Raw genomic sequence first — 26631 nt, forward strand, 5'->3', positions numbered from 1 at the left:
TTCAGATCGACCGCGAGCCGAAAACGCCCGTCAGAGAAAGGAACCCATGTGACCATGAGTATCGGAGAGACGTCTGTCGCGAGCGGCGTGAAGATCCCGACCATTCGCTACTACGAACAGATCGGGCTCCTGCCCGAGGGCAAGAGGGACAGGGGAAACCGCCGACGCTACGACCATGCGGCCGTGCACCGCTTGCAGTTCATCCGTACCGCCCGCGAACTCGGGTTCGAGGTTGAGGCGATCAGGGAGTTCCTGCGCATCATGGCCACGCCGGAGCTGCAAACGCCGGATACGGCCCGCATCGCGCAGGCGCAGCTTCTCTCTGTCCGCAGCAAGATCGCCCGGCTGGAAAGGCTGCGTGCTGTTCTGTCGGACGCCGCCGATGGATCGCAATGCGCAAATGTGACGGCCCGGCTCCTTCTGCAGTTGCCTCTTGAGAGCGGCACCATCGCTCCGGCGGCCTGATCACATGTGGTTGGTGCGCGTAGAACACCCGATGAAACGAGCCTCGAAGGGAGGCGGCAGATGACACATCGGTATTCCTCTCTTGAACCGAGCCAGACCTGCATCGTGGTTGGGGCGGGGCCTGCCGGGCTGATGCTCGGCTATTTACTGGCGCGTGCCGGCGTCGAGATTACCGTCTTGGAGAAGCACACCGACTTCCTGCGCGATTTTCGCGGCGACACCATTCACCCCTCCACCATGGAGGCCTTGCACGAACTTGGCCTTCTCGACGAGTTCCTGAGCCTGCCGCACCAGAAGGCCTATCGGCTCCAGGCCGAGATCAGGGGGCGCATGGCGACCATCGCCGACTTCTCCCGCCTGCCGACCCGCGCCAAATTCATCGCGTTCATGCCGCAGTGGGACTTTCTGGATTTCCTGGCTCGCAAGGCGGCAGCGTTCCCGCCGTTTCGATTGCTGATGGCCACCGAAGTCACGTCGTTGGTCTGGGACGGGGAGACCGTAGCTGGCGTGAGAGCCAGCCGGGAAGGGCGGGACATCGAGTTGCGGGCGGATCTTGTGATCGGAACCGATGGTCGCAACTCAGTCGTTCGACAGGCGGCAGGGCTCGACGTCGAGGATCTAGGCGCCGGCACCGACGTTCTCTGGATGAGGATTTCGAAGCGTTCCGACGACCCCGGTCAGGCCATGGGGCATGCCGGCCCGCGCCAGGGGCTCGTCCTGATCGACCGCGGTGACTACTGGCAATGCGGATACGTGATCACGAAGGGAACATTCGCAGCCGTGAAGGAACAGGGCCTCGATGCGCTGCGCGCTCGGATCGCGAAAGCCGCTCCTCTGCCTCGAGAACGCTTCGACGAGCTCGATTCATGGAACGATATTCACCTGCTTAGCGTGCGGGTCGACCGCCTGAAGACCTGGTGGCAGGCGGGTGTGCTCTGCATCGGCGATGCAGCGCATGCGATGTCGCCGATTGGCGGCGTCGGCGTCAATCTGGCCGTCCAGGATGCAATCGCCACCGCCAATATCCTGGCCGACGCCTTGCGCGAAGGACGCTTCGAGACCTGCCTTCTCGAAGCCGTGCAGGACCGGCGCAGCTTTCCGACGCGCGCGACACAGGCGCTGCAGTTGATGATGCGCAGCCGCAAGCGGCCTGACGCAACGCCGACGCCGCAACATCGAAAGCCGCCATTGTTCATTCGGCTGATCGCTGGCTCCTCACTACTGCCCCGGTTAACCGGACGGCTCATCGGACTTGGCTTTCGCCCCGAACATGTGCGGTCACGGCATGTCGACTGGTCCTGCTCATTGCGGCCAAGCCGCGAAGGGCGCGAGCCGATTGGTGATTCCGGTGAGGTCGTTGTGAAGGAGAGCGCGAGGTGAAGACGGTAGAGGTGGGCTCCATCGCATTTTCCAATAGCCGACCGCTGGTCCTGATCGGCGGAATCAATGTCCTCGAAAGCCGCGATCTCGCCATGCGTGTCGCCGAGGCGATGAAGCGGGAGACAGAGCGCCGCAGCCTCCCCTATGTCTTCAAGGCGTCTTTCGACAAAGCCAACCGGTCATCGAATCGGTCCTACCGCGGCCCCGGCCTCGATGAAGGGTTGCAGATCCTTCGCGAGGTTCGCGACAGCTTCGAGGTGCCGGTCCTGACCGACATCCATCTGCCCGAGCAGGCGGCGGTCGTCGCCGAGGTGTGCGATATCCTGCAGCTACCGGCATTTCTGGCGAGGCAGACCGATCTGATCGAGGCGATCGCCCGGACCGGCAAGGTCGTCAACGTGAAGAAGCCGCAGTTCATGAGTCCCGGGCAGATCGGACATGTCACGCGGAAGTTCGAAGACTTCGGCAACGATCGCGTGCTGATCTGCGAGCGCGGCACCATGCTCGGCTATGACAACCTCGTTGTCGATATGCTGGGTTTCGGGGTCATGAAGACAGCGACTGGAGGAGCGCCGATCATCTTCGATGTGACCCATTCGCTACAGATGCGGGAGGCGGGAGCGAGCAGCTCCGGCGGCCGAGGCGAGCAGACACTCGAACTCGCACGCTCGGCGGTGGCGGTCGGCGTGGCGGGATTGTTCCTGGAGGCCCATCCGGATCCCGATCATGCGCTTTGCGACGGGCCGAGCGCGCTGCCTCTCGACCGGCTTCCGCTTCTGCTTGGTCAGGTCAGAGCCATCGACGACGTGGTAAAGACTCTCGGCGGCGACCCTATAGTCGTCACAAGATAATGCAAAGGAAGTTGCCGGTGCAGCTTTGCGTACGAAACGCCGCATCGCATGTCTCGTAAGAACAAAGGATAGTGCGGTGAGAAAAGGTTCCGATCTACTGGTCGAGGCGCTTGAGAACGAGGGCGTTGACCGCGTCTTCGGCGTTCCCGGCGAGGAAAATCTCGACGTCGTCGAATCCCTGCGCAAATCGAAGATCGAGCTCGTTCTGACGCGGCACGAGCAGGCCGCCGCCTTCATGGCCGCGACGCATGGGCGTCTCACCGGCCGCCCCGGCGTCTGCATCGCGACGCTCGGCCCCGGCGCGCTCAACTTCTCGACCGGCGCGGCCTATGCCCATCTCGGCGCGATGCCGATGATCCTCATCACCGGGCAGAAGGCGATCATGACCGCCAAGCAGGCGCGCTTCCAGATCGTCGACGTTGTCGCCTCGATGCGCCCGCTGACCAAGATGACCCGCCAGATCGTCAGTCCCGCCAGCATCCCTTCCGTGGTGCGCGACGCCTTCCGCGTCGCGATGGAGGAGCGGCCCGGCCCGGTCCATCTCGAACTGCCCGAGGACGTCGCCGCCGAGGAGATCGAGGACATCCGGCTGATCCCGGTCCACTCGCTCGACCGGCCGGTCGCGCCCCCGGCCCCGCTCGACCGTGCGGCGGAGATGATCCTCGCCGCGAAGCGCCCGCTGGTGATGATCGGCGCCGCCGGCAACCGGCCGCGCCTGGTCGAGCCGCTCTCGGCCGCCGTGCGCCGCATCGGCCTGCCCTTCTTCAACACGCAGATGGGCAAGGGTGCCGTCACCGGCGGCTCGAACCTCTATCTCGGCACCGCCGCGCTCTCAGAAGGCGATTATGTCCATGAGGCCGTTGCGGCGGCCGACCTGATCATCGCCGTCGGCCATGACACGATCGAGAAGCCGCCCTTCCTGATGCGCCAAGACGGCGGGCCGAAGGTGATCCATCTCGGCTTCCAGTCGGCCAATGTCGAGCAGGTCTATCATCCCGATGCCGAGGTGATCGGCGATATCGGCGTCACGATGACCGGGCTCGCCAACCGGCTCGAAGGCAAGCTGCCCGAGCAGAAGCAGACGCTGGAACTGCGCCAGAAGATCCTGGCGAAGATCAATGCCCGCGCCGAGGAGGATCGCTTCCCGGTGACGCCACAACGGCTGGTCCATGACGTGCGCGCGGTGATGCCGGAGGACGGCATGGTCTGCCTCGACAACGGCATGTACAAGATCTGGTTCGCGCGGAACTACCGCACCCATGTCGCCAACACGCTCCTGCTCGACAATGCGCTGGCGACGATGGGCGCAGGCCTGCCCTCGGCGATGATGGCGGCGATGCTTCATCCCGACCGGCGCGTCATGGCCGTCTGCGGCGATGGCGGCTTCATGATGAACTCGCAGGAAATGGAGACCGCGGTCCGGCTCGGGCTCAACCTCGTCGTGCTCGTCCTCAATGACGGCGCCTATGGCATGATCCGCTGGAAGCAGGCTGTCGACCAGTTCCCGGATTACGGCATGACCTTCGGCAATCCCGATTTCGTCGCCTATGCCAAGGCCTATGGCGCCAAGGGCTCGCGCGTGACCTCGGCCGAGGCGCTGGTGCCGACGCTGGAAGCGGCCTTCAAGGGCGGCGGTGTCCATCTCGTCGATTGCCCGATCGACTATTCCGAGAACACCCGCGTCCTCGTCGAGGAACTCAGGAACAAGGTGCCGGACGTCGATCTCGCCTGATCTCCGGCACACCCAGCGAATTCAAGGAGACGACCATGCTCCAGGTTGTTCAGGCGTATGACCGCGCCACGATCACCGAGATCGAGACCGATGATGACGCCGCGCTTGAACGCAAGCTGCAGGCGGCGCGGGCTGTCTTCAAGGACCGCGACAACTGGCTGAAGCCGCATCAGCGCATCGCCATCCTGCGCAAGCTCGCAGGCCTCCTCGAAGCCCGACGTGACCATTTCGCGATGCAGATCGCGCGCGAGGGCGGCAAGCCGCTGCCAGATGCGATCGTCGAGGCGAACCGGGCGGTCGACGGCGTCTACAATGCGGCCGAGGAACTCAGGAACTTCGCCGGGCGCGAGATACCGATGGGGCTTTCGGCTGCGGCCGTCGACCGCTGGGCCTTCACCACCAAGGAGCCGATCGGCATCGTCGCGGCGATCTCGGCCTTCAATCACCCGCTCAACCTGATCGTGCATCAGGTCGCGCCGGCGATCGCGGTCGGCTGCCCGGTCATCGTCAAGCCGGCCGGCACGACGCCGCTCTCCTGCATCGATTTCGTCAAGCTGGTGCATGAGGCCGGGCTGCCGGAAGCATGGTGCCAGACATTCGTTCCGCTGGAGACGGCCCTGGCGGAGAAATTCGCGACCGATCCGCGCATCGCCTTCCTCAGCTTTATCGGCTCAGCCAAGGTCGGCTGGTGCCTGCACTCGAAGCTCGCCCATGGCGCCCGCTCGGCGCTGGAGCACGGCGGCGTCGCGCCTGCGATCGTCGACAGGAGCGCCGATCTCGACGCGATCATCGAGCCGATCGTGAAGGGCGGCTACTACCATGCCGGCCAGGTCTGCGTGTCGACGCAGCGGATCTATGTCCATGACGCGATCATCAACGATTTCACCGAGCGGCTCGTCGCCCGCGTGAAAAAGCTGCGCACTGGCGACCCCACCTTGAAGGACACCGAGGTCGGGCCGCTGATCATTCCGAAGGAAGCTGATCGCGTCGCCTCCTGGATCGACGAAGCGGTGAAGGGCGGCGCCACGCTCGCCAGCGGCGGCAAGCGCCTGTCCGAGACGACGCTGGAGCCGACCGTACTGATCGATCCCGATCCGGAAGCGCGCATCTCCAGCGAGGAGGTCTTCGGCCCGGTCGTCGCGATCTACCGCTACAGCAAACTCGACGACGCGATCGCGCGGGCGAATTCGCTGCCCGTCGCCTTCCAGGCCAGCATCTTCGCACAGGATATCGACGTCGCGATGCGGGCGGCGAACCGGCTCGATGCCTCGGCCGTGATGGTCAACGATCCCACGACCTTTCGCACCGACTGGATGCCCTTCGCCGGCCGCCGCGTCTCCGGCTACGGCACCGGCGGCATCCCCTCTACCATGCACGACATGACGCAGGAGAAGATGATCCTGCTGCACCGGCCCTGAAGGCAATGAGGTCGCCTCAGGCCGGCGTTGCGCCGCGAAATCGCATATAGGGCGACTGACCGGCAGGCCCGAACGCCACGACATCGTAGGTTTCATTCTGGGTCTGCGATTGCGCTTCCATGCCCGGCGAGCCGATCGGCATGCCGGCGACGGCAAGCCCGGCTATCATTGGGCGTTCATCCAGGAGGCGCCTGATCGCTTCGGGAGGCACATGGCCCTCCAGGACATATTTGTCGATAGAGGCGGTGTGACACGAATAGAGGCCCGAGGGCACGCCGAGGCGGTTCTTGACCGCAGCCATGTCGTCGCTGTCTGTCACCGAAATAGCTAGACCCAGCCCGCCCAGTCGCTCGATCCAGGCCGAGCAACAGCTGCAATAGCGATCCTTCCAGACCGCCATGGTGGTGTTCGGAGCAGCTTCGGCCGGTGTACGGCCGATGAGCGCTGCGCCGGCGATAGCGGCGATGCCCGCCAGCAACTGGCGCCTTTTTAAACCCGCAGTGATCGATATCGACTTCATAGGTCGGCATTCTCCGTTTTTTTGTCGGTGGCCGGCGCGATCGCGTAGGCCGCGCCGGCCTTTCTTTCAGATCTTGGCGCTTCTCAAACGCAGGGAATTGGTGATGACGCTGACCGATGACAAACCCATCGCGGCCGCGGCGATGATCGGAGACAGCAGAATTCCGAACGAAGGATAAAGAATGCCCGCAGCGACCGGCACGCCGAGCGCGTTATAGACGAAGGCGAAGAACAGGTTCTGGCGGATGTTGCGCATCGTCGCGCGGCTGAGCTGCCGGGCGCGTTCGATCCCTTGCAGATCACCCTTGAGCAGAGTGACGCCGGCGCTCTCTATGGCGACGTCGGTGCCCGTGCCCATCGCGATGCCAACGTCGGCGGCCGCCAGCGCCGGGGCGTCGTTGACGCCGTCGCCGGCCATTGCAACGATGCGTCCTTCACCGCGCAGCCGCGCGACGATCGCTCCCTTGTCCTCCGGCAGGACCTCGGCCTCGACATCGGTGATACCGAGCTTTCGGGCGACGGCCTGCGCTGTCGTTCTGTTGTCCCCCGTCAGCATCACCACCCGTACGCCCTCGGCGATCAACGCCTTTACAGCCGTCGACGTCGTTGCCTTGATCGGATCGGCGATGGCGAAGATCGCGGCGAGCGCGCCGTCTGCCGCCATGAAAACGACGGTCGCTCCGTCATTGCGAAGCTGGTCGGCCCGCTCCGTCATGGCCGACGCGTCGATGCCCGCCTCGGTCATGATCCGCTGGTTGCCGATGACCAGCTTCTGGCCTTCGACGGTCCCGGTGACACCCTTTCCCGTCGGGCTGTCGAAGTCCTGCACGTCGAAGAGACGAAGACCGCGTTCCTGCGCCGCGTTGACGATCGCGTCGCCGAGTGGATGCTGGCTGGCCCGTTCCAGGGATGCGGCGAGGCGCAGCAACTCGTCTTCCGGGCGCCCGGCTCCCGTCACGATCGCCGTAACCTTCGGCCGTCCCTCGGTCAGCGTGCCGGTCTTGTCGACCACGAGCGTATCGACCTTCTCGAAGCGCTCCAGCGCCTCGGCATTCTTGATGAGCACGCCGAGCCCGGCGCCACGTCCAACGCCGACCATGATCGACATCGGGGTTGCAAGGCCCAGCGCGCAGGGGCATGCGATGATGAGAACGGCGACCGCCGCCACGAGAGCATGGGCGAAGCGTGGCTCGGGCCCGAGCATGAACCAGGCGAAGAAGGCAATGATCGCCACGACGATAACGGCCGGAACGAACCAGCCGGAGACGTCGTCGGCGAGCCGCTGGATTGGTGCGCGGGAGCGCTGCGCGTCGGCCACCATGCGCACGATCTGCGACAGCATGGTGTCGCGTCCGACCTTGCCGGCTTCCATCACGAAGCCGCCCGTCTGGTTCATCGTTCCGCCGATGAGCTTGGACCCGACTGCCTTGGAGGCCGGCATGGATTCGCCGGTGATCATGGATTCGTCGACGGAGCTCTTGCCCTCGACCAGCGTGCCGTCGACCGGGACCTTCTCGCCGGGGCGTACGCGCAGGCGATCGCCAACATGGACCGCCTCGAGGCCGATATCCTCCTCCGAGCCATCCGCGTTCACGCGGCGCGCGGTCTTCGGCGCAAGGTCGAGCAGCGCGCGGATGGCGCCGCCGGTCTGCTCGCGGGCGCGCAGTTCGAGCACCTGACCCAGGAGAACCAGAACCGTGATGACGGCCGCCGCTTCGAAATAAATCGCGACGGCGCCGCCCATCGACTGGAATGTTTCGGGGAAGATGCCCGGAGCGACCGTTCCTACGACGCTGTAGACCCAGGCGACGCCGGTACCCATGGCGATGAGGGTGAACATGTTTAGGTGGCGGGTGACGAGCGACTGCCATCCCCGCTGGAAGAACGGTAGCCCGGCCCAAAGCACGACCGGCGTCGCGAGCACGAGCTGGATCCAGTTCGACGTTTGCGGAGCGACGAGCATATGCAGCGCCGGGAAGAGATGCCCGCCCATTTCCAGAAGGAAGACGGGGATGGTCAGCACGAGGCCGATCCAGAACCGGCGGCGCATGTCGAGATATTCCTCGCTCGGGCCGGTTTCGAGCGTCGGCATCTCCGGCTCGAGCGCCATGCCGCAGATCGGGCAGTTGCCCGGACCCGGCTGGCGGATCTGCGGATGCATGGGGCAGGTGTAGATCGTTCCCTCAGGGGCGGGCGCACTCGCCTTGGCAGTAGCATGTCCGCCATCGCTCGGCACATAGGAAGCGGGCGACGCCTCGAACTTGCCTTTGCATTTGGCCGAGCAGAAGTGGAACGTCTCGTCCTTGTATCGGGCGTGATGCTCCGTCTTCGCAGGATCGACATCCATCCCGCAGACAGGATCCTTCACCGTGTTGCCCGGAGCCGAGGCATGATCGTGATGAGCACCCCCATGGCCTCCCGGATGTTTGTGTCCATGGTGATGGTCGGACATTTGGGCTTTCCTCTTCTTGTGCGTTGACGCCTGGTCTCGCCTTGACCTTCCCGGAACGTCAGTGTGCAGGTTCCAACGCTGGTAAGGTCAAGGGCGCAGCTCAAAAATTCTCCGATTGACCTTGCCAGCGTTGGAAGGCCCACTTTCCTGAAAGCCAAACCAAGGAGGCTTTCATGTATCAGTTCAATATCCCCAACATGACATGCGGCGGTTGCGCCAAGTCGGTCACCAAGGCGCTGCAGAGCGTCGATGCCGGCGCCCGGATCGAGACCGATCCCGCGAAGCGCGAGGTTCGTGTCGAAACTTCCGCAACCGAGGCCGACTTGCGCGAGGTTCTGGCCGAAGCCGGCTATCCGGCCGAACAGAAGGCTGCCGCCTGATCGTCGGGTAACCATGCCGGCGCCGGCCGGCCCTCGGCGCCCGGATCCTCTTGGCGCCAGAACAAAGGGCAGCCCAGTGCTGCCCTTTGCAATTTCTGGCTGGCCCGGGCCGTTCCCAGGCTCTGGCAGGGGAGCGTGGGAGGAATTGAGAAGCGGTAGAGAAAATTCCTGGCGCTGGCGTTGACACACCAACATATGAACATGTATTCAACTGTTGAAATCAACGAACCAGACCGGACCCATCCAATGGCAAACGCACCGCACGCCGCTCACGGCGATCACCAGGGACATGATCACTCCAAAGGGCATGATCATGCCGATCACGGCCATGGTCATGATCATGATCATGACCACTCCCATGTTCCGACCGTGACAAAGGACAACGAGCGCAAGATCCTCACCGCCTTCCTGATTATCGTCTCCTACATGGTCGTCGAGGCGGTCGGCGGCATCGTTTCTGGCTCGCTGGCGCTTCTGGCAGATGCCGGACACATGATGACCGACGCGATCGCGCTCGGCCTTGCCTATGTCGCCTTCCGCCTTGGCCGTCGCCGCGCCGACGGGCAGCGCACCTTCGGCTATGCCCGCTTCGAGGTGATCGCCGGCCTCGTCAATGCGCTCACCTTGTTCGGCATTGTCGGGTGGATTCTCTACGAGGCGTTCGAGCGCTTCAACGATCCGCAGCCGGTGCTCGCTGGCTCGATGTTCGTCGTCGCCCTCATCGGCCTGCTCGTGAACGTGTTCGTTCTCTGGTACCTGACGCGCGGTGATACCGAGCATGTCAACGTCAAGGGCGCCGTGCTGCACGTCATGGGCGATCTGCTGGGATCGGTCGGCGCTATCGTTGCCGCCGTGGTGATCTGGTACACCGGTTGGACGCCGATCGATCCGATCCTGTCGGTGTTCGTCTCGCTGCTGGTCCTGCGCAGCGCCTGGAGCCTACTCAAGAATGCCCTCCACATCCTGCTCGAGGGCGCTCCGGCCAACGCCGACGCCGGCAAGATCTCCGAGCACCTCAAGAAGACCGTGCCTGGTATCGAGAAGGTCAGCCATATCCACGTCTGGTCCCTGACTTCGGGCCGCGCGCTGGCGACGCTTCAGGTCCAGCCGATGGAGGGGGTGGATATCCGCACGGTCGTCGGTCAGGTCGAACATGAGCTGAAGACCAAGTTCAGCATCGAACATCCGACCGTGGGCATCGACTGGGACGGAACGGCATCTTGCAGCGTGGAAGAAGCTCCCAAGCTGAATGCGTCCCATGTCGGTCATTCCCACTAGCGGCGCTGTCTCTGCGCCGCCGGGCTCCAAACGCAGAAGGGCCAGTGCAATGATCGGGATCGAACCGCTGTCGCATCACGAACTGGTCAACCTGCCCGAGACCTTTCGCCTGCTGGGTGACCCCAGCAGGCTTCGGATTCTGCTCCACTGCACCGACGCTCCCAAATCCGTCACGCAAATCGCGGATGATCTCGATCTGTCGCAATCGCTCGTCAGCCATCATCTTCGGCTGCTCCGTGGCGCCAGACTTGTCAGAGGGGTGCGGCAATCGAGGCATATTTTCTACAGGATATCGGATCAGCACGTGAACGCCTTCCTTATCGACATGATCGCGCACATCAGGGAAGAGCATTGTTACAGCTGAGGATCGGAGGGCGAGGAACATGAGCAGACCGCTCAACGATCAACCGGAGTTGACCTTCGAGGAACTGCTTGCGGACCCCATGATCCGCTTGGTCATGCGAGTGGACGGCGTTGAGGAAGACGAGCTCCGGGGAATCCTGCAGCGTCTGGTTGAGCAGGAACGAATCCGCGGAGATCACCCGAGAGGCGTTGAAGGGGCCATCCTGAAGGGCAAATCCCGAGAAGAGTAGCTCGACTTCAGCTCAGTATCTTCGCGCGAAGACCCTGGAAGACCAGAGCACGCCGCTGAGGAAGCGTCTGGCCGAGCAGACGATAGACACTCGGTTCAGATCGACCGTCGCCTGAGACAGATACCGCCTTGCCCGCGCAAGCCAGAGACTATCGCGATGGCATCATGATTGTGTGCTCCATGCAGACGCGCTCGACGGCCGTTCCGGCTTTTGCCCGGCTGAGATCCGCTGGAGTTCCGCCTCGACCGGCTCGCCAAAGATGTGCTCATAGAGATCGGCGCCAAAGCTCGTCGACAGGGGCGGCCCTTCGATGAGCCTGAAACTACGGTTGCCGGACGAGCCGCGCTCGGCTCGCAGGAAAAGAAAACGCCGGTCCTGTTCCTGCTGGAGGCTGTCGGCCAGTTCGAACATATGCGTCACGAAGAACACCTTGACGCGGTCGTCAAGCAACGCCCGGATGACGTCTGTCGCGATCTGCGAGCCCTCTCGCTCATTGGTGGAGGCGAAGGATTCATTGAAGAGAACAAGCGCGTCGGGCCGGATCAGATCGACCATGGCGGACATGCGCGCCAGTTCCTCGTCGAACTTGCCGCTGCGCAGGGTGCTGTCCTCCTCCCGCTTGTAGTGGGTGAAGACGCCGCTGACGATCTCAGCCGAGAGAGCTGTCGCAGGGACGAACATCCCGGCCTGCATCATGAGCTGCGCGAGACCGACGCTGCGCAGGAAGGTGGACTTGCCGCCCTGATTAGCACCGGTGATCAGGATGAGCTGTCGTCCGTCCCCTCCGATGTCGTTGCCGACAATGCCACGCTTCAGACCAAGCGCGAGACAGACGTCATAGAGGCCGGCACATGCAAAGTCGCGACTGTCCGCCTCGTCCGGGACGGGCAGGCTCACCAGAGCGCCATAGCCCGAAAGCGTATGATTCAGATTGAGGCAGCCCACATAGAAGGCCAGTTCCGCACGGAGCATGCGCAGGAAGCCCAGCATGTGCTCGACCGCCTCCGCGATCGCGGCCGCCGCGATTGCCAGCCCGCGATCGCGCAGTTCCGAGAAGGCGCGCGCTCCAGCCTCATCCCGTGGATGAAGCTGCAGGACGTAGCATTCTCGACGGGGCTCGAACAGTCGGGACCACAAGCTCTTCGCTGGAGCCTGTCGGCGCAGAATGTAGTTGCTGCCTTTGCTTCCGGCCCCGAGCTCGGCGCTCATGAGAATGCCGCGGCGGAATCGAAGCACCTCGATATGATCGACGAGGCGGGACAGATACGCATCGTCCAGCTCTCGCTGTAGTGTCGAGAACAGCGCCGTGAAGCCTTCCGAGTGAAAGGCCGCCGCATGCGCATCGACAAGCCCGCGCAAGCGGCGCAGCAGATCGACTAGCATAGCCAGCACCTCGACCGCCCGCCCGACGACCGACTGGGGCGAGTCTGCGAACAGGCCAAGATGATGGATCTTCTTTTCCCGTTCCTGTGCCTCAACGGCTACCGCATAGATGGCCCGAACGAGACCGGGCTCAGCAAGGCAGTCGCTGAGGATGTCCTGGCGGTAGCGGATCGCGGCGACCGAAGCCGGTACGGCCGAAAGCACCACCTTGCGTGCAACGTCGAACAGGAAGCGGTCCTCGCCGGCCATCGCTGCGAACAGCGTGTTCAGCTCGAGGTCCTGAATGAGCGCCGCTTCCTGTGCACATGATGGCGCATCGAAATCGAAATCCCGATCGCGGTGGAGAAGGAAGGCTTTCATGCTCCGAGCCTCCGTTTGATGTCTGCATAGGTGAGACGGTGTTTCCGGGCGACGGCGATCGCATAGGCGCGCCCGTCTGCGAGCTTGCGCACGATCTTGTAGGTACGCGAGGACGGATCGTCCGGGATGACGGTGCTGGCAGCGCTGACGATCGTCTCTCCCAGCGTTGCGAGCTCGTCGATGAAGGGTGACGCAGACGCACAGCGCGTCGAGAGCGATTACCTTTTCGAGCACCTTGCGGCCGAGGATGATAGCGTCGCTGAGCGCAGTCGAGGTGAAGATTTCGTTCATGATGATGACGCTCCGAGGCGTCGCGGCCTTAAGGATGTCGTGCATGCGCACGAGGTCGTCCTGCAGCTTGCCGCGCAGGTCGTGGATGTTCTCCGCCCGCTCGAAATGCGTGAAGATGCGATCCGGCAGATAAAGCCGCGCCGCCGAACCCGGCACGGGAAGGCCGAGGCTTCCTAGAAAATGCAGCTGGCCGAAAGTGCGCGCGAAGGTGGTCTTGCCGCCCTGGTTGGGGCCGGAGACGACAAAGATGCGTTCCGCGCCGGCGAGGTGGAAATCGTTTTGCACCACCGGCTGCTGCTCCTGCAGGAGCTTGACGGCCAGCGCCAGGTCGAAGGTCTCCTCGCACGATACCGATTTGCAGGTGGCCGACACCTCCGGATAGCAGAATGGCAGTCCCGCCGCATCCAGCGGTGCGATGAGATCGGCGGCGGCGAGATAAAACTGGATCTCGCGATCGAACGCCATCACGCGCTCGTCTGTGAACGCGGCATGCCGATCCGCATAGGCGGCGAGTTCCCCGAAGATGTCAGGGTAGACCAGTGCCACGCGGTCGAGCACGCCGGCCTCGATGTGGTTCATCTCGGCATAGTCGGGCAGCTTGAACTGTTTCGGCGCGACATTCCCGACGCGAAATCGCCGGAACGTCTCCTCGACGTCGGCCGTATAGTCCGCCTCCTCGCCCCGGCGGCGCACGATGATCGTTCCATCTCCGATCAGCAGGTCGTAGCGGACGCCGGCGAGGCCTTTCTTCAGGTGCCGGGTCTGCTCGACACGAGCCTGGAAGGACGCCGATGTGGTGAGACCCTGCAGATAGCCGAGAAAGGCGCGCAGACCCTCGGAGACGGGTCCGGCGGCGGAAAGTTCCGCGCGGAGGCGCAATACCGCCTCGCAATAGATATCGACGGCATCGGCGAGCCATCGCATCTGCTGGAAGCGGTAATGCAGTTTTTGCGAAAACGCCGCGGTATCCCGCATCCTGTTCATCTCAGCCGCGAAGGTGCGAACCGCAGCGCTGACTGGCTCGCTGCGGACGTCGCGCATCACATTCTGCCGATAGCCGACCCTGTCGGCGTCATGAAGCGGTGTGTGAAAGAATGGCCTGAGATCATAGGCCTCGTGCCCCGCCGTCAGCGCAGCGACGACCTGGTCGAGGTTCAGGTCACTGAGGCAATCCGGCTGCTGGGCATTGTAATGTGGCGCAGCTTCGCGCGACCCGGGATGGAGGATACTGGAGAAATCCGTAGGGCCGACAGCGACTGGGATAGGGGAATTCTGCAAAATAACCTCCTTCACGCCGTGGAACATCACGTGGAAGGAGTCATCAGCCCAACGGGGCGGTTAAAGGCGAACTCCATCGCCTAAATCGAATATGGGACGGAACGCGTCCTCTTTCAACGATCGCGGCGTTTCACAGAACGGCGAGGGTGGGCGCGGATGGCCATTCGCTTCTTCTAGACATGTCGCCATGCGAGCATGGCGACATCATCTTTCGCTCTCCCGGCCCATTGTAAAACGTCAGCATTGTCTCAGGCCGCTCCATTCAGCGTGCCGAAGGTCGACGAAAACAGCGCACTCGCGCCGAGGCGTCGCTCGATCCACAGCAGGCGGTTGTATTTCGCGATGCGTTCGCTGCGGCTGAGCGAGCCGGTCTTGATCTGCCCGGTCCCGAGCGCGACCGCGAAATCCGCGATGAACGTATCTTCCGTCTCGCCGGAGCGATGCGAGACCACCGAACGCCAGCCGGCGGAACGCGCGAGCTCGATTGCCGTGACCGTCTCTGTCACGGTGCCGATCTGGTTGAGCTTGATCAGGACGGCGTTGGTCGCCTTGCGGGCGATGCCCTCGGCGATGAAGGCCGGATTGGTGACATAATTGTCGTCGCCGACGATCTGGATGCGGTCGCCCATGGCCGCGGTCTGCGCCACATAGCCGTCCCAGTCGGTTTCGGCAAAGCCGTCCTCGATCGAGACGATTGGATAGGCTTCCACCCAGCGGGCGTAGAGATCGAGAAGGGCGGCGCGCTCCAGGTGGCTGCCGTCCGCTAGATGATAAAGACCATCCGCGAAGAAGGACGAGGCGGCGGGATCGAGCGCGATCGCCACATCCTTGCCCGGCGTTAAGCCGGCCTGCTCGATTGCCGCAACGATCAGCTGGCAGGCCTCCTCGTCGCTGTCGAGGTCGGGGGCGAAACCACCTTCGTCGCCGACGGATGTCGGCAAGCCGCGACGTTCGAGCTGCTTTTCGAGCGCCTTGAATGTTTCGGCGCCATAGCGCAGCGCTTCGCCGAAGCTCGGCGCGCCGTGCGGGACGATCATGAACTCCTGGAAGGCCAACCGGTTGCCAGCGTGCTTGCCACCGTTGATCACGTTCATCATCGGGACCGGAAGGCGCCGCGCCGTGGGGCCGCCAAGCCAAGTATAGAGCGGCAGGCCTAGCGACGCCGCAGCGGCGCGAGCGACTGCCATGGAGATCCCCAGGATGGCATTGGCGCCGAGTTTCGATTTGCCCGGCGTACCGTCCGCCTCGATCAGCCGAGCATCGATATCCGCTTGCCGGGTGGCGTCCTGCCCCGACACCGCGTTCGCAAGCGCGGTGCGGACATTCTCGACCGCCTGGCGCACCCCGCGCCCACCGAACCGGGCCGGGTCGCCATCGCGCAGTTCGGCAGCCTCATGCTGACCCGTCGAAGCGCCGGATGGGACGCAGGCGATCCCGATGCTGCCGTCCTCCAGCGCTACCTCGACCTGAACGGTCGGGTTACCGCGCGAGTCCAGGATCTCCAGGGCGTCGACGGACAGGATGTGATGGCCAGACATGTTGCTATCTCCAGTTGATGAACCAAGCGTCACCGGCCGTTCGGAGTAGACGGGTGGAAGCGGTCATCACGGAGTGCGGAGGTCATCTCCGGGCATGGCCCTACCGTCGCGCCCAACGGTAGGAGTCATCAGCCGGCCGGCTCGCGAAGGGGGACCCCATCCCCTTGCGGCAATTGTGCGCGAGCCGCCTGCATAGGTCAATATAGGTCGATGGCCGGTATTGACCGGCTCTGTACCAGTAACTACAAAGAAGGGGCTTTCGCGTTCCCTCGCGATAGTGGGGAATGGAGTCTCCCGAAACCGCCATCCGGCTGATGACCCCTGCCAACCGCCCATTGTGGGCAAAACGGGCGAGCGTGCCCGGCGGCAGGAGGCACGGTGCGTTTCGACACCCATCAAGATCCAGATGTTCGATCATTGGTGCGTGCCCGTCGCGGCGCGAACAAGGTCATGCGTCGCGTCGCCTGTAGTGGCCGCGCCGACATCGGCCACGACCTCCAAACCACTGGCGCCGACGCGGCTTTGCCACGTGTCAGGGTCTGCGGGCTCGTCCCGTCCTTCCCACGCGAACGATCAAGGATACTCATCCCATGACCCTTCTTGTCCTGACCCGCCACGGCCATGTCGAGGGCATTTCCCCACCGCGCTTCCGTGGGCGTCACGATCTGCCGCTGACCCCGGCAGGGCGCAATCAAGCCCGACAGCTCGGTGCTTTTCTTGCGACCCGCCCGCCGATCGACGCGGTCTATACGAGCCCGCTCTCGCGCTGCATTGACACGGGCGCGGCGATCGCAGCAGCCACCGATGTGGGTGCGACGGCCATCCCTGAGCTTGAGGATATCGACTATGGCGCCTGGACCGGGAAGACCCATGAGGAGGTAGAGCGCAGTGATCCGGAGCGCTACGCTCTGTGGTGGCACGCCCCCCAGCTGGTGCGCCCGCCGAAAGGCGATTCCCTGCAGGACCTCGTCGCCCGTACCGCCGAAGCGGTGCGGCAGATCATCGATCGCCACCCGCAGGGCCGCGTCGTCCTCGTCGGCCACGACAGCTCTAATCGCGCGCTGCTGCTGACGCTGCTCGATCTGCCGCTTTCGGCTTTCTGGCGTTTCGAGCAATCACCGTGCAACCTCACCGAGATCGAGGTGTCGCCGAAGGGCGTTCGCGTCCACAGCATCAATGAAACCCTGCACCTGCAGGAACGACCGCTCCATCAAGGGAGCGGGCAGCCAGCTTCTAAGGAGCAGGCCTCATGATCCAGACGACCTTCTGGGTTGCCATCGGTGGAGCGATTGGCACCGTTGCACGCTACTGGATCGCCCTTTTGATGTCGCCCGTCAGCCGCGACCTGCCCTGGGGCACCTTGTTGATCAACGTCGTCGGCTCCTTCGCCATCTCATTCTTCGGGACGATGACAATCGAGCAGGGTCGGTATCCCGCTCCAGAGCTATGGCGCACGGCCTTCATGGTCGGCATATGCGGTGGCTTCACAACCTTCTCGTCATTCAGCCTCCAGACGCTTGAGTTGATCCGGGCCGGAGCACCCGGACGGGCGCTTCTCAATATCGGCCTGTCGGTCGTGCTGTGCCTGATTGCCGTCGCGCTCGGTTATGTGGTTGCTGAACACCTGAACGGCGGCGTCCAGCAGATCGCCGAGGCGCAGATCGAGGAGGATGCGGGATGACGAGCGATGTCGAGCTGAACGTCAACACGATCTTGGCCATTCTCGCCGAACGTGCCGGCGCCCGCCCGTGCCTCGATGCGGCCGGCATTGCGGCGTTGGCACTCGATCACCCTACCGTGACCGGACTTCACATCCGCGTCGATCCTCGCCGGGACATCCTGGCGACCGAAGAAATGCTACTCCCCGAGCAGGAAAGGGCGATGGAGATCGAGGCGATGGCCGAGGGGCGCGCCTTGCGTAATGTCTTTTCCGCCTGGACCGCCGGGCTCGACCGGCATGTCCACACGAGCTGGTCGATATCACCGACGGCATCGACGACGAGATCACGGCGCTCGGCAAGCAGGCTGCCCTCAACGTGGTGGCGAATCTCACGCCGGAGAGCCGGGGCCATGCGCGGGCCGCGTTCCACGCCTGCCTGTTCAAAACGCATCGGCCCTTGCTGGTCGTTCCCCATGGCTACACGCCGCGCCCTCTACGGCGCGCCCTAATCGGTTGGAAGGATACGCCAACGGGCCGGCGCGCGCTCGACGCGTCGCTTCCTTGGTTGCGACGCATGGAAGAAATCCGCCTCGTTTGTATCGGCCGCCCCGACCGGCTCGAGCTTGATTGGGCCCGGGAATTCCTCGCCGACAAGGAGGTCAAGGTCGCGATCGTCGATGTCGAGCGCGAGGGGAACATGTCCGTGGGGACGCAGATCCTTGAAGAAGCACGACGATTCGATGCCGATTGGCTCATCACGGGGGCCTATTGGCACAGCGAATTGGCCGAGTGGATCCTGGGTGGCGTAACCGATGCGTTGCTGCGTCAGGCGACGGTGCCGCTGTTCATGTGCCACTGACGCGGAGAACTCCGTCCTCCCGTCCCCGACGCGAGAGCTGATTGTTGCGATCCTGGCAACGTCGAAGGTTTAGCGGCCGGTAGCCCGGGCAGCGGTCCGAAGGTTGCGGCGGCGAGTCGGTAAGGTCGGGCAAGACGGTTCATCCGAAGAAGCACAGGCCAACGGGAGCAGACCAAGCCCGCTCTGCGATGTCTCCTGGTCCGGTTCCGGGTCTTCCACGATCAACCCGCTGCGGGGTCGGCTACGTGAACGTGCCGCCGCTCTCGCCTTTGCCTTCGCAGTGATCGCGACCGGGCCTGGCCCTTCTGGGGAGCCATCGAGCGGGAATTGGCCCGCTCCCGATGGAGCCTCACAATGTCGAATGACCTTTCACTCGCCCAGAACGCCCCTTCCAGCTCGCCCGCACCCTGATGGCCCCGGTTTCGCTCTTCGAGGTCGATGGGGCCTATGGCGTCTTGGCGGCCGACGAACTCGACGGCGGCGATGTCACGGTGCTCTTTGAGTATGATCCCTTGCGGGTGCCGCTTGCGAGCCGGCGCCCGCAAGGGAAGCTACGCCGCGGGCCGGGTCGGTCACGATGGGGCTCATCAATTCGCCAGTTGCAGCCCGCGCCCTTGCAGGCTTGGCTCTTCGCGGTCGGTTGGAGCGGTCCCGCGAGATGCGGGAAGAAGCCAGAACAGGAAAGGCCGGGCGGAAAATCGTCCAGGAAGAATGAGATGGAGACGAGCGAGGTCGAGTATCTGAAGGAGCGGGTCTCCTGTGCGGCGGTGCTGGAGAAATCCGGCTTCGCGGTCGACGTGAAGGAAAGCACGCGCCGGGCGGTGAAACACCGGCGCGGCGATGACATCGTCATCGTGATCCATGACGGCAAGGGTTGGTTCGATCCGATGTCGGACGCCAAGGGCGACGTGTTCTCGCTGATCCGCCATCTCGACGGGGGCAATTTTGCTGAGGTGCTCGCCACAGCCGCCGAGCTCGTCGACTTCACTCCGGCGGAACCGGCCTGGACACGAGAGCCCCGAGAGCAGGAACCGGCTGCCCCTCTTTCCGAACGCTGGCGCAACCGTCGCGCACCATGGTCCGGCTCGGCGACCTGGCGCTATCTGGGCGACGGGCGCGCGCTGCCCGAAACGATCATCCGCGCCGCCATCCGGCAGGACTGGCTGCGCGAAGGCCCACGCGGCAGCGTGTGGGCGGCACATGTCGACGATGCCGGCACCGTAACCGGCTGGGAGGAGCGCGGTCCGGAATGGCGCGGCTTCTCGACCGGAGGGTCGAAGGTGCTTTTTCGTCTCGGAGCACTGGACGGTCTGCGCCTCTGCGTGACCGAAGCGGCGATCGATGCGATGAGCCTCGCTGCCCTCGAGGGGCTGCGGGAGGGCAGCCTCTATCTCAGCACCGGCGGCGGCTGGTCGCCGGTAACGGAGGCTGCGGTGCGGGTGCTCGCGGCACGCCCCGGTGCGCAGCTCGTTGCTGCGACCGACGCCAACGCGCAGGGCGAGACCTTCGCTGCCCGCCTTCGGACCATCTCTGAGGAAGCAGGATGCGACTGGCTGCGCCTGACTCCAGCGGCCGAGGACTGGAACGACGCGCTACGCGCGAAGATACAGGAGGAAAAGGAATGGAGGGAGGAAAGACGGGGCCTGCCGCATGCCCGCCGGCCGCGTCAAGGGTGAAGCTTCGCCCGGCTACGCCGGCCCTTGACCCGCCCGGACGGAGAGGCGGCGGCGGGGGATGGGTCACGAAGGGCTGAAGAGAAGATGGTGATCCCGTGAGGGGAGCCGCGCTCCGGCCTGGAGGAGGCCTTGAAGGAGCCCACCATGAATCTCTCCGACCATCCCATCCGCAAAGTGTATCAGGGCGTCGCCGATCGCCGGCAGATGTTCCGTCTGTTCGACCGTCATGCCCGGCGCCCGAACCGCTTCGAGGGCGACAACAGTGATCTCTTCCGCGGCGAGTGGTTCGAGATCGGCCAGGTCGAGCACGACTACATGTTCGAGATCCTGCCGCCGCTCTGGATGCGCGGAGACATGTTCGCCATGCGCGAGTTCCTCACCGGTTCGATCACCGGCGTCTTCTTCGCGCTGACCATCGACGGACGCCTCCGGCACTTCCACGGCTATTGTGATCTCGCCGACAGGGGCACGCCCGAGCGCATGCGCGCAGCCATCGTCGAGCGGGAATCCCGCCCCGTGAGGGCGATGACACGCGAGGAGCGACTTGAGCACATCTGGAGCGCCACCGAAGACGGCTATCGCGGCTATGAAGACGAGAGTGCCTTTGGCCGCCAGCATGATCCACGAATGGTGATGATGTGTGCCTCCTGGGGGACGCGGGCGTTCAAGCGCCTCGACGAGCTAAGCGACGTAGACATCTCGGCAAAGCTGCCGGTGCAGCTGCGCTACCTTCCTGACGCGATCGCGGCGTGAGGGGGACGAGCATGTTCACCTTTCCGCTGGTCGATGTCCGCGCCGCGCTGGAGCGCGGGCGATCCGACGCTGCCATCAACGGTGGTTTTCGCAATCCCTACTACGGCTTGCGACCCGGCGAGGGCGAGAAGCCCGGCGTCTGGCTGGTCGGGGACGACGGGGTCTACATCCTCTCGAACGGCAAGCTGGCCGAAGGACAACGTCCCTTCGTCGTCTACGCCGAGGAGTGCGACCCGAAGACCAATCCGGATTGTTGGCACTACAAACGCCAGCATTTCGGGGGCGATGACGGCATCGAATTCCTAGACGCCGAGATGCTCGTCAAGATGATCGCCGCCTCACCGGTTGCCACGCATCTGCAGATCGTCATGACCGACAACAGTCTGTCGATCACGCTGATCCGCTGCTGACCCACCGGGTCTGAAGGCCCGCTTTTCTCAATCCGCTCGCGATCCTCGCACCTGCCCGGCACCGCCCGGTGGGGTCGATGGCGCGCGCCTTCACGACAGGAGACGCTACCATGGCGCATGACGATCCCTTCACCATCGATCTCTTCGGCAATACCGCCTTGTCCTCCGGGCTCGGCCTCGGCGTCACGGCTTTCGCCGGCGTCGCCGCGGACAACGATCCGGACGATGATCCCGATCCCACGCCTGGCGCGCCAGCTCAGCCGGCGTTCGTTCCGGCGCGGTGGGTTGCGAGGCAGCGCGAGCAGGGCGCGAACTTCGTCCTCGACAGCGAGCGTGGGCTCGCCTCGGGCTGGAAGGCACGGGCCCGCGACAACATCGCCGCGATCCGGCTCGCCGCCGCGATCGAGGCTGAGCAGCGGCCAGCGACGGCGGACGAACAGGCGCGTCTGATCCGCTTCACCGGTTTCGGCGCGTCCGATCTCGCCAATGGCGTCTTTCGCAGGCCGGGCGAGACGGAGTTTCGCTCGGGCTGGAAGGAGATCGGGGCGGAACTTCAAGACGCCGTCGACGATGCGGGATATGCCTCGCTCACTCGCTGCACGCAGTACGCCCACTTCACACCGGAGTTCATCATCCGGGCGATCTGGACTGGCCTGCAGCGCCTCGGCTGGCGCGGGGGCAGGGTCCTCGAACCCGGCATCGGCACGGGGCTGTTTCCGGGGCTGATGCCGGCAGAACTGCGCGATCTTGTGCATGTGACGGGCGTCGAGCTCGACCCGGTCACGGCGCGCATCGCCCGGCTGCTGCAGCCGCGGTCGCGGATCGTGACGGGAGATTTCGCGCACACCGACCTGCCGGCGGTCTTCGATCTCGCCATCGGCAATCCGCCGTTCTCCGATCGCACAGTCCGCTCCGATCGCGCCTATCGCTCGCTCGGTCTGCGGCTGCATGATTACTTCATCGCCCGCTCCATCGATTTGCTGAAGCCGGGTGCGCTGGCGGCTTTCGTCACCTCGCACGGCACGATGGACAAGGCTGATACGACCGCTCGCGAACATATCGCGAAGGTAGCCCACCTGATCGCCGCGATCCGGCTGCCCGAAGGCAGCTTCCGCGCGGATGCCGGCACGGATGTGGTCGTCGACATCCTCTTCTTCCGCAAGAGGATGGTCGGGGATCCCGAGGGCGATCAGACCTGGTTCGATCTTGATGGGATTCGCGCCGCTTCGAATGACGAGGGTGCGATCCAGGTGAACCGCTGGTTCGCAGGGCATCCCGACTTCGTGCTCGGCACGCACACCCTCACCTCCGGCCCGTTCGGCGAGGCCTACACCTGCCTGCCACGTGAGGGGGTCGAACTCGGTTCAGCACTGGACGCCGCGATCTCTCTCCTTCCAGAAGGCCTGTATGACGGCGAGCCGACAGAGATCGATGTCGACGATGACGGTCACGACGACCATGTCGATGCGGTGTCGCCTGCTGGCCGGCATGTCCGCGAGGGCAGCTACTTCTTCGACGCCAGTCACGGACTGAAGCAGATCGTTGACGGCACGGCGGTCGCGATCAGGGCGCGGAAGGGCCGGTCCGGCGACGGCATCCCCGAGAAGCACATCCGCATCATCCGCAAGCTGATCCCGATCCGCGACGCGGTGCGCGAGGTGTTGAAATGCCAGGAACAGGACCGGCCCTGGAAAGATACACAGGTTCGGCTGCGGATCGCCTGGTCGAGCTTCGTGCGCGATTTCGGTCCGATCAACCACACGACGGTATCGATCTCTGATGATGCCGAGACCGGTGAAATCCGCGAGACGCATCGCCGGCCGAATCTTCAGCCGTTTCTCGACGATCCCGATTGCTGGCTGGTCGCTTCGATCGAGAACTACGACCTCGACACCGATACGGCGAAGCCCGGGCCGATCTTCACGGAGCGTGTCATCGCGCCGCCGGCCCCGCCCGTCATCACCTCGGCGGCCGACGCGCTGGTCGTCGTGCTGAACGAGTGCGGCCGTGTTGATCTCGCGCACATCGCCGAACTGGTCCATCAAGACGTGCCTGCCGTCATCGAGGACCTCGGCGAGGCGATTTTCCAGGATCCAACCGACGGCTCATGGCAGACCGCCGACGCCTATCTGTCGGGCGCGGTTCGCGACAAGCTCAAGGCGGCGGAGACCGCAGCAGCGCTCGATCCCGTCTTCGAGCGCAATGTTCGCGCGCTTGCTGAGGTGCAGCCGGCCGATCTCGGTCCCTCCGACATCACGGCACGTCTCGGTGCCCCTTGGATACCCGCGGCCGACGTCGTCGCCTTCGTCAAGGAGACCATGGGCGCGGAGATTCGCATCCATCATATGCCGGAGCTTGCCTCCTGGACCGTCGAGGCCCGCCAGCTCGGCTGGCTAGCGGCCGGCACCTCGGAATGGGGCACGGAACGCCGCCATGCCGGCGAGCTGCTGGCCGATGCGCTGAACAGCCGGGTGCCACAGATCTTCGATACCTTCGAGGAAGACGGGAAGGAGCGGCGCGTCCTCAATGTCGTCGACACCGAGGCCGCGAAGGAGAAGCTCGCGAAGATCAAGACCGCCTTCCAGAACTGGGTCTGGTCCGATGCCGATCGCACCGACCGGCTGGCGCGGGTCTACAACGACCGCTTCAACAACATCGCACCCCGCGCCTTCAACGGCGATCATCTGAAGCTGCCGGGCGCCAGCAGCGCCTTCACTCTCTACGCGCATCAGAAGCGTGGAATCTGGCGGATCATCGCGGCGGGCTCGACCTATCTCGCCCATGCCGTCGGCGCCGGCAAGACCATGACCATCGCCGCCGCCATCATGGAACAGCGCAGGCTCGGCCTGATCGCCAAGGCGATGCTGGTCGTGCCCGGCCATTGCCTGGCGCAGGCCGCGCGCGAGTTCCTGGCGCTCTATCCATCCGGCCGCATTCTCGTCGCCGACGAGACCAACTTCTCGAAGGACAAGCGCGCCCGGTTCCTGTCGCGTGCTGCGACCGCAACCTGGGACGCGATCATCATCACGCATTCGTCGTTTCGGTTCATCGGCGTGCCGTCCTCCTTCGAGCAGCAGATGATCCAGGATGAGCTCGAGCTCTATGAGACGCTGCTGGCCAAGGTGGAGAGTGACGACCGGGTCTCGCGCAAGCGGCTCGAGCGCCTGAAGGAAGGGCTCCAGGAGCGGTTGGAATCTCTCTCCACCCGCAAGGACGATCTGCTGACTATCGCGGAGATCGGCGTCGACCAGATCATCGTCGACGAGGCGCAGGAGTTCAGGAAGCTCAGTTTCGCCACCAACATGTCGACGCTGAAGGGTGTCGATCCGAACGGCTCGCAGAGGGCCTGGGATCTCTATGTCAAATCCCGCTTCATCGAGACGAAGAATCCGGGAAGGGCGCTCGTGCTCGCCTCCGGCACGCCGATCACCAACACGCTCGGCGAGATGTTCTCGGTGCAGCGTCTGATGGATCATGCCGCCCTGATGCAGCGCGGGCTGCATGAGTTCGACGCCTGGGCCTCGACCTTCGGCGACACCACGACCGAACTCGAGCTTCAGCCGTCGGGGAAGTACAAGCCGGTCTCCCGCTTCGCCAGCTTTGTCAACGTGCCGGAGCTGATCGCGATGTTCCGTTCCTTCGCGGACGTCGTGATGCCGGAGGACCTCAGGCGCTACGTGAAGGTGCCGGCGATCTCGACCGGCCGGCGCCAGATCGTCACCGCGAAGCCGACCGCCGCCTTCAAGCGCTACCAGACCGCGCTCGACGCCCGCATCAAGGCGATCGAGGAACGCGACCGGCCGCCGGAGCCCGGCGATGATATCCTGCTCTCCGTCATCACCGACGGACGCCACGCCGCGATCGACCTGCGTCTGGTCGATCCCGACAACGACAATGAGCCGGAGAACAAGCTCAACCTCCTCGTCGACAACGCTCTCCGCATCTGGAGAGACACCGCTGATCGGACCTATCTGCCGCCCGACGGCAAGGTCTATGACCTGCCCGGTGCCGCTCAGATGATATTTTCCGATCTCGGCACGATCAGCGTCGAGAAATCCCGTGGGTTCTCGGCCTATCGCTGGATCCGCGATGAACTCGTCCGTATGGGCGTCCCGGCGGCCGAGATCGCCTTCATGCAGGACTACAAGAAATCCGAGGCGAAGCAGCGGCTGTTCGGCGATGTCCGCGCCGGCAAGGTCCGCTTCCTGATCGGAAGCTCCGAGACGATGGGCACCGGCGTCAACGCGCAGCTGCGCCTGAAGGCGCTGCATCATCTCGACGTGCCATGGCTCCCCTCGCAGATCGAGCAGCGGGAAGGGCGCATCGTGCGGCAGGGCAATCAGCACGACGAGGTCGATATCTTCGCCTACGCGACCGAGGGCTCGCTCGACGCCACCATGTGGCAGAACAACGAGCGCAAGGCCCGCTTCATCGCGGCCGCGCTCTCGGGCGACACTTCGATCCGGAGACTGGAAGAAATCGGCGAGGGGCAGGCCAACCAGTTCGCGATGGCCAAGGCGATTGCCTCAGGAGACCAGCGGCTGATGCAGAAAGCCGGTCTCGAAGCCGACATTGCCCGATTGGAGCGGCTGCGCGTCGCGCATCAGGACGACCAGTTCGCCATTCGCCGACAAATCCGCGATGCCGAGCGCGACGTCGAGCATTCCACCCGACGCATCGGAGAGATCGGTCTGGACATTAAACGGTTGGTTCCGACCAGTGGCGATGCCTTCGCCATGATGGTGACCGGCACCTCCTTTTCCGAACGAAAGGCCGCCGGTCGCGCGTTGATGAAGGAGATCCTAACCCTGGTGCAGCTCCAGCACGATGGCGATACAGTCATTGCATCCCTTGGCGGGTTCGAGCTGGAATATTCCGGAGAGCGCTTTGGTGAGGACGGTTTTCGTTATGCCACAGTCCTGCTCTGTGCGGGCGCAGATCACGAGATCGAGCTGCCCGTGACCGTGACGCCGCTCGGGGCGATCTCACGCCTTGAGCATGCGCTCGATGGATTTGATGCGGATCAGGAACGCTACCGCCGGCGGCTCGTCGATGCTGAGCGGCGGTTGGCATCCTATCGCTCGCGCGAGGGCAGCGTGTTCAGTTTCGCGGCGGAACTCGCCGACAAGCGCCGGCAACTGACCGAGGTGGAGAACGCTTTGGCTTCGGATGTTGAGGCTATCCGCACCGAACGCGCCGGCCAGGCAGCGTAGTGCGGAGACTTTCGCTGCAATAGGATGAAGCGCGGCAGCGGAGACAGACAGGATCCAAAGCTAGAAATTCTCCAGCGAACGGCTCCCCAGTCTGAGATCGATCCCTAAGAGTTTACGCAAAATTCAGGTTAATTGGAGCTTT

General features: G+C 64.1%; 22 protein-coding genes and 3 riboswitches. Of the genes, 17 read left to right on the forward strand and 5 right to left on the reverse strand.

Annotated elements, in window-relative coordinates; all coding sequences use genetic code 11:
* The first annotated feature begins 54 nt into the window (after nucleotides 1-54).
* The 5 genes from C8348_RS18005 (at nucleotide 55) to C8348_RS18025 (ending at nucleotide 5846) form a co-directional block, all read left to right on the forward strand.
* Entirely contained in the window at nucleotides 55-465 is a 411-nt protein-coding gene (locus C8348_RS18005) for a MerR family transcriptional regulator (protein ID WP_106754679.1), read from the forward strand.
* Nucleotides 466-525: 60 nt separating this feature from the next.
* Nucleotides 526-1845, forward strand: a complete 1320-nt coding sequence (locus C8348_RS18010; protein WP_106754680.1) for an FAD-dependent oxidoreductase — start codon at nucleotides 526-528, stop codon at nucleotides 1843-1845.
* Nucleotides 1842-2696 (forward strand): 3-deoxy-8-phosphooctulonate synthase, encoded by an 855-nt coding sequence (gene kdsA / locus C8348_RS18015; protein ID WP_106754681.1) that lies wholly within the window; start codon nucleotides 1842-1844, stop codon nucleotides 2694-2696. Before C8348_RS18010 ends, kdsA begins: the two co-directional genes overlap by 4 nt.
* Before the next feature lie 76 nt (nucleotides 2697-2772).
* The gene (locus tag C8348_RS18020) at nucleotides 2773-4428 is read left to right on the forward strand and encodes an acetolactate synthase large subunit (RefSeq protein WP_106754682.1); all 1656 of its coding nucleotides are present in this window, start codon (nucleotides 2773-2775) and stop codon (nucleotides 4426-4428) included.
* A gap of 35 nt (nucleotides 4429-4463) precedes the next feature.
* The gene (locus tag C8348_RS18025; protein ID WP_106754683.1) at nucleotides 4464-5846 is read left to right on the forward strand and encodes an aldehyde dehydrogenase family protein; all 1383 of its coding nucleotides are present in this window, start codon (nucleotides 4464-4466) and stop codon (nucleotides 5844-5846) included.
* Nucleotides 5847-5862: 16 nt separating this feature from the next.
* On the opposite strand, the gene C8348_RS18030 is transcribed toward C8348_RS18025, so the two are convergent.
* Together C8348_RS18030 and C8348_RS18035 are read right to left on the reverse strand one after the other, a co-directional pair.
* Nucleotides 5863-6366 carry a DUF411 domain-containing protein gene (locus C8348_RS18030; protein ID WP_106754684.1) on the reverse strand — a complete coding sequence of 168 codons (504 nt, stop codon included), beginning with the start codon at nucleotides 6364-6366 and terminating at the stop codon, nucleotides 5863-5865.
* Between the two features lie 66 nt (nucleotides 6367-6432).
* Nucleotides 6433-8817, reverse strand: a complete 2385-nt coding sequence (locus C8348_RS18035; RefSeq protein ID WP_106754685.1) for a heavy metal translocating P-type ATPase — start codon at nucleotides 8815-8817, stop codon at nucleotides 6433-6435.
* Nucleotides 8818-8990: 173 nt separating this feature from the next.
* On the opposite strand from C8348_RS18035, the gene C8348_RS18040 reads away from it, so the two are divergent.
* On the forward strand, nucleotides 8991-9197 hold the full coding sequence (locus C8348_RS18040) for a heavy-metal-associated domain-containing protein (RefSeq protein WP_106754686.1): 207 nt from the start codon (nucleotides 8991-8993) through the stop codon (nucleotides 9195-9197).
* A 207-nt stretch (nucleotides 9198-9404) separates the two neighbouring features.
* On the opposite strand, the gene C8348_RS22455 is transcribed toward C8348_RS18040, so the two are convergent.
* Nucleotides 9405-9545, reverse strand: a complete 141-nt coding sequence (locus C8348_RS22455; RefSeq protein ID WP_244294052.1) for a hypothetical protein — start codon at nucleotides 9543-9545, stop codon at nucleotides 9405-9407.
* Nucleotides 9546-9566: 21 nt separating this feature from the next.
* Here C8348_RS22455 and C8348_RS18045 point away from each other — a divergent pair, with 21 nt between their 5' ends.
* From C8348_RS18045 to C8348_RS18055, 3 genes are read left to right on the forward strand one after another with little or no spacing between them, the layout of a single operon-like run.
* The gene (locus tag C8348_RS18045) at nucleotides 9567-10475 is read left to right on the forward strand and encodes a cation diffusion facilitator family transporter (protein ID WP_244294053.1); all 909 of its coding nucleotides are present in this window, start codon (nucleotides 9567-9569) and stop codon (nucleotides 10473-10475) included.
* A 49-nt stretch (nucleotides 10476-10524) separates the two neighbouring features.
* Complete coding sequence (locus tag C8348_RS18050; protein ID WP_106754687.1) at nucleotides 10525-10839, forward strand: ArsR/SmtB family transcription factor; 315 nt, start codon at nucleotides 10525-10527, stop codon at nucleotides 10837-10839.
* 19 nt (nucleotides 10840-10858) lie between these two features.
* Entirely contained in the window at nucleotides 10859-11068 is a 210-nt protein-coding gene (locus C8348_RS18055) for a hypothetical protein (protein ID WP_106754688.1), read from the forward strand.
* 162 nt (nucleotides 11069-11230) lie between these two features.
* On the opposite strand, the gene C8348_RS18060 is transcribed toward C8348_RS18055, so the two are convergent.
* Together C8348_RS18060 and eno are read right to left on the reverse strand one after the other, a co-directional pair.
* Nucleotides 11231-14407, reverse strand: a complete 3177-nt coding sequence (locus C8348_RS18060) for a MutS-related protein (protein WP_106754689.1) — start codon at nucleotides 14405-14407, stop codon at nucleotides 11231-11233.
* Nucleotides 14408-14470: riboswitch (Fluoride riboswitch) on the reverse strand.
* Between the two features lie 158 nt (nucleotides 14471-14628).
* On the reverse strand, nucleotides 14629-15918 hold the full coding sequence (eno, locus tag C8348_RS18065) for a phosphopyruvate hydratase (RefSeq protein WP_106754690.1): 1290 nt from the start codon (nucleotides 15916-15918) through the stop codon (nucleotides 14629-14631).
* 112 nt (nucleotides 15919-16030) lie between these two features.
* Nucleotides 16031-16091, reverse strand: a riboswitch (Fluoride riboswitch).
* Nucleotides 16092-16189: 98 nt separating this feature from the next.
* Nucleotides 16190-16249: riboswitch (Fluoride riboswitch) on the forward strand.
* Nucleotides 16250-16508: 259 nt separating this feature from the next.
* On the opposite strand from eno, the gene C8348_RS18070 reads away from it, so the two are divergent.
* From C8348_RS18070 to C8348_RS18110, 8 genes are all read left to right on the forward strand, one after another.
* Nucleotides 16509-17171: a histidine phosphatase family protein gene (locus C8348_RS18070; protein WP_106754691.1), complete on the forward strand. Its 663-nt coding sequence runs from the start codon at nucleotides 16509-16511 to the stop codon at nucleotides 17169-17171.
* Nucleotides 17168-17599, forward strand: a complete 432-nt coding sequence (crcB, locus tag C8348_RS18075) for a fluoride efflux transporter CrcB (RefSeq protein WP_198647122.1) — start codon at nucleotides 17168-17170, stop codon at nucleotides 17597-17599. The genes C8348_RS18070 and crcB overlap by 4 nt, the downstream gene beginning before the upstream one ends.
* Entirely contained in the window at nucleotides 17596-18087 is a 492-nt protein-coding gene (locus C8348_RS18080; protein WP_106754692.1) for a hypothetical protein, read from the forward strand. Before crcB ends, C8348_RS18080 begins: the two co-directional genes overlap by 4 nt.
* Before the next feature lie 65 nt (nucleotides 18088-18152).
* Nucleotides 18153-18437: a universal stress protein gene (locus tag C8348_RS18085; RefSeq protein ID WP_106754693.1), complete on the forward strand. Its 285-nt coding sequence runs from the start codon at nucleotides 18153-18155 to the stop codon at nucleotides 18435-18437.
* Between the two features lie 716 nt (nucleotides 18438-19153).
* Nucleotides 19154-20113: a DUF3991 and toprim domain-containing protein gene (locus tag C8348_RS18095; RefSeq protein ID WP_106754695.1), complete on the forward strand. Its 960-nt coding sequence runs from the start codon at nucleotides 19154-19156 to the stop codon at nucleotides 20111-20113.
* A gap of 144 nt (nucleotides 20114-20257) precedes the next feature.
* On the forward strand, nucleotides 20258-20866 hold the full coding sequence (locus C8348_RS18100; RefSeq protein ID WP_106754696.1) for a DUF1419 domain-containing protein: 609 nt from the start codon (nucleotides 20258-20260) through the stop codon (nucleotides 20864-20866).
* Between the two features lie 11 nt (nucleotides 20867-20877).
* Complete coding sequence (locus C8348_RS18105; protein ID WP_106754697.1) at nucleotides 20878-21276, forward strand: DUF3085 domain-containing protein; 399 nt, start codon at nucleotides 20878-20880, stop codon at nucleotides 21274-21276.
* A 110-nt stretch (nucleotides 21277-21386) separates the two neighbouring features.
* Nucleotides 21387-26489, forward strand: a complete 5103-nt coding sequence (locus C8348_RS18110) for a DEAD/DEAH box helicase family protein (protein ID WP_106754698.1) — start codon at nucleotides 21387-21389, stop codon at nucleotides 26487-26489.
* Nucleotides 26490-26631 lie beyond the last annotated feature (142 nt).

Origin of the sequence: Pannonibacter carbonis, assembly GCF_003012935.1 — a bacterium.
Taxonomy (GTDB): Bacteria; Pseudomonadota; Alphaproteobacteria; order Rhizobiales; family Stappiaceae; genus Pannonibacter; species Pannonibacter carbonis.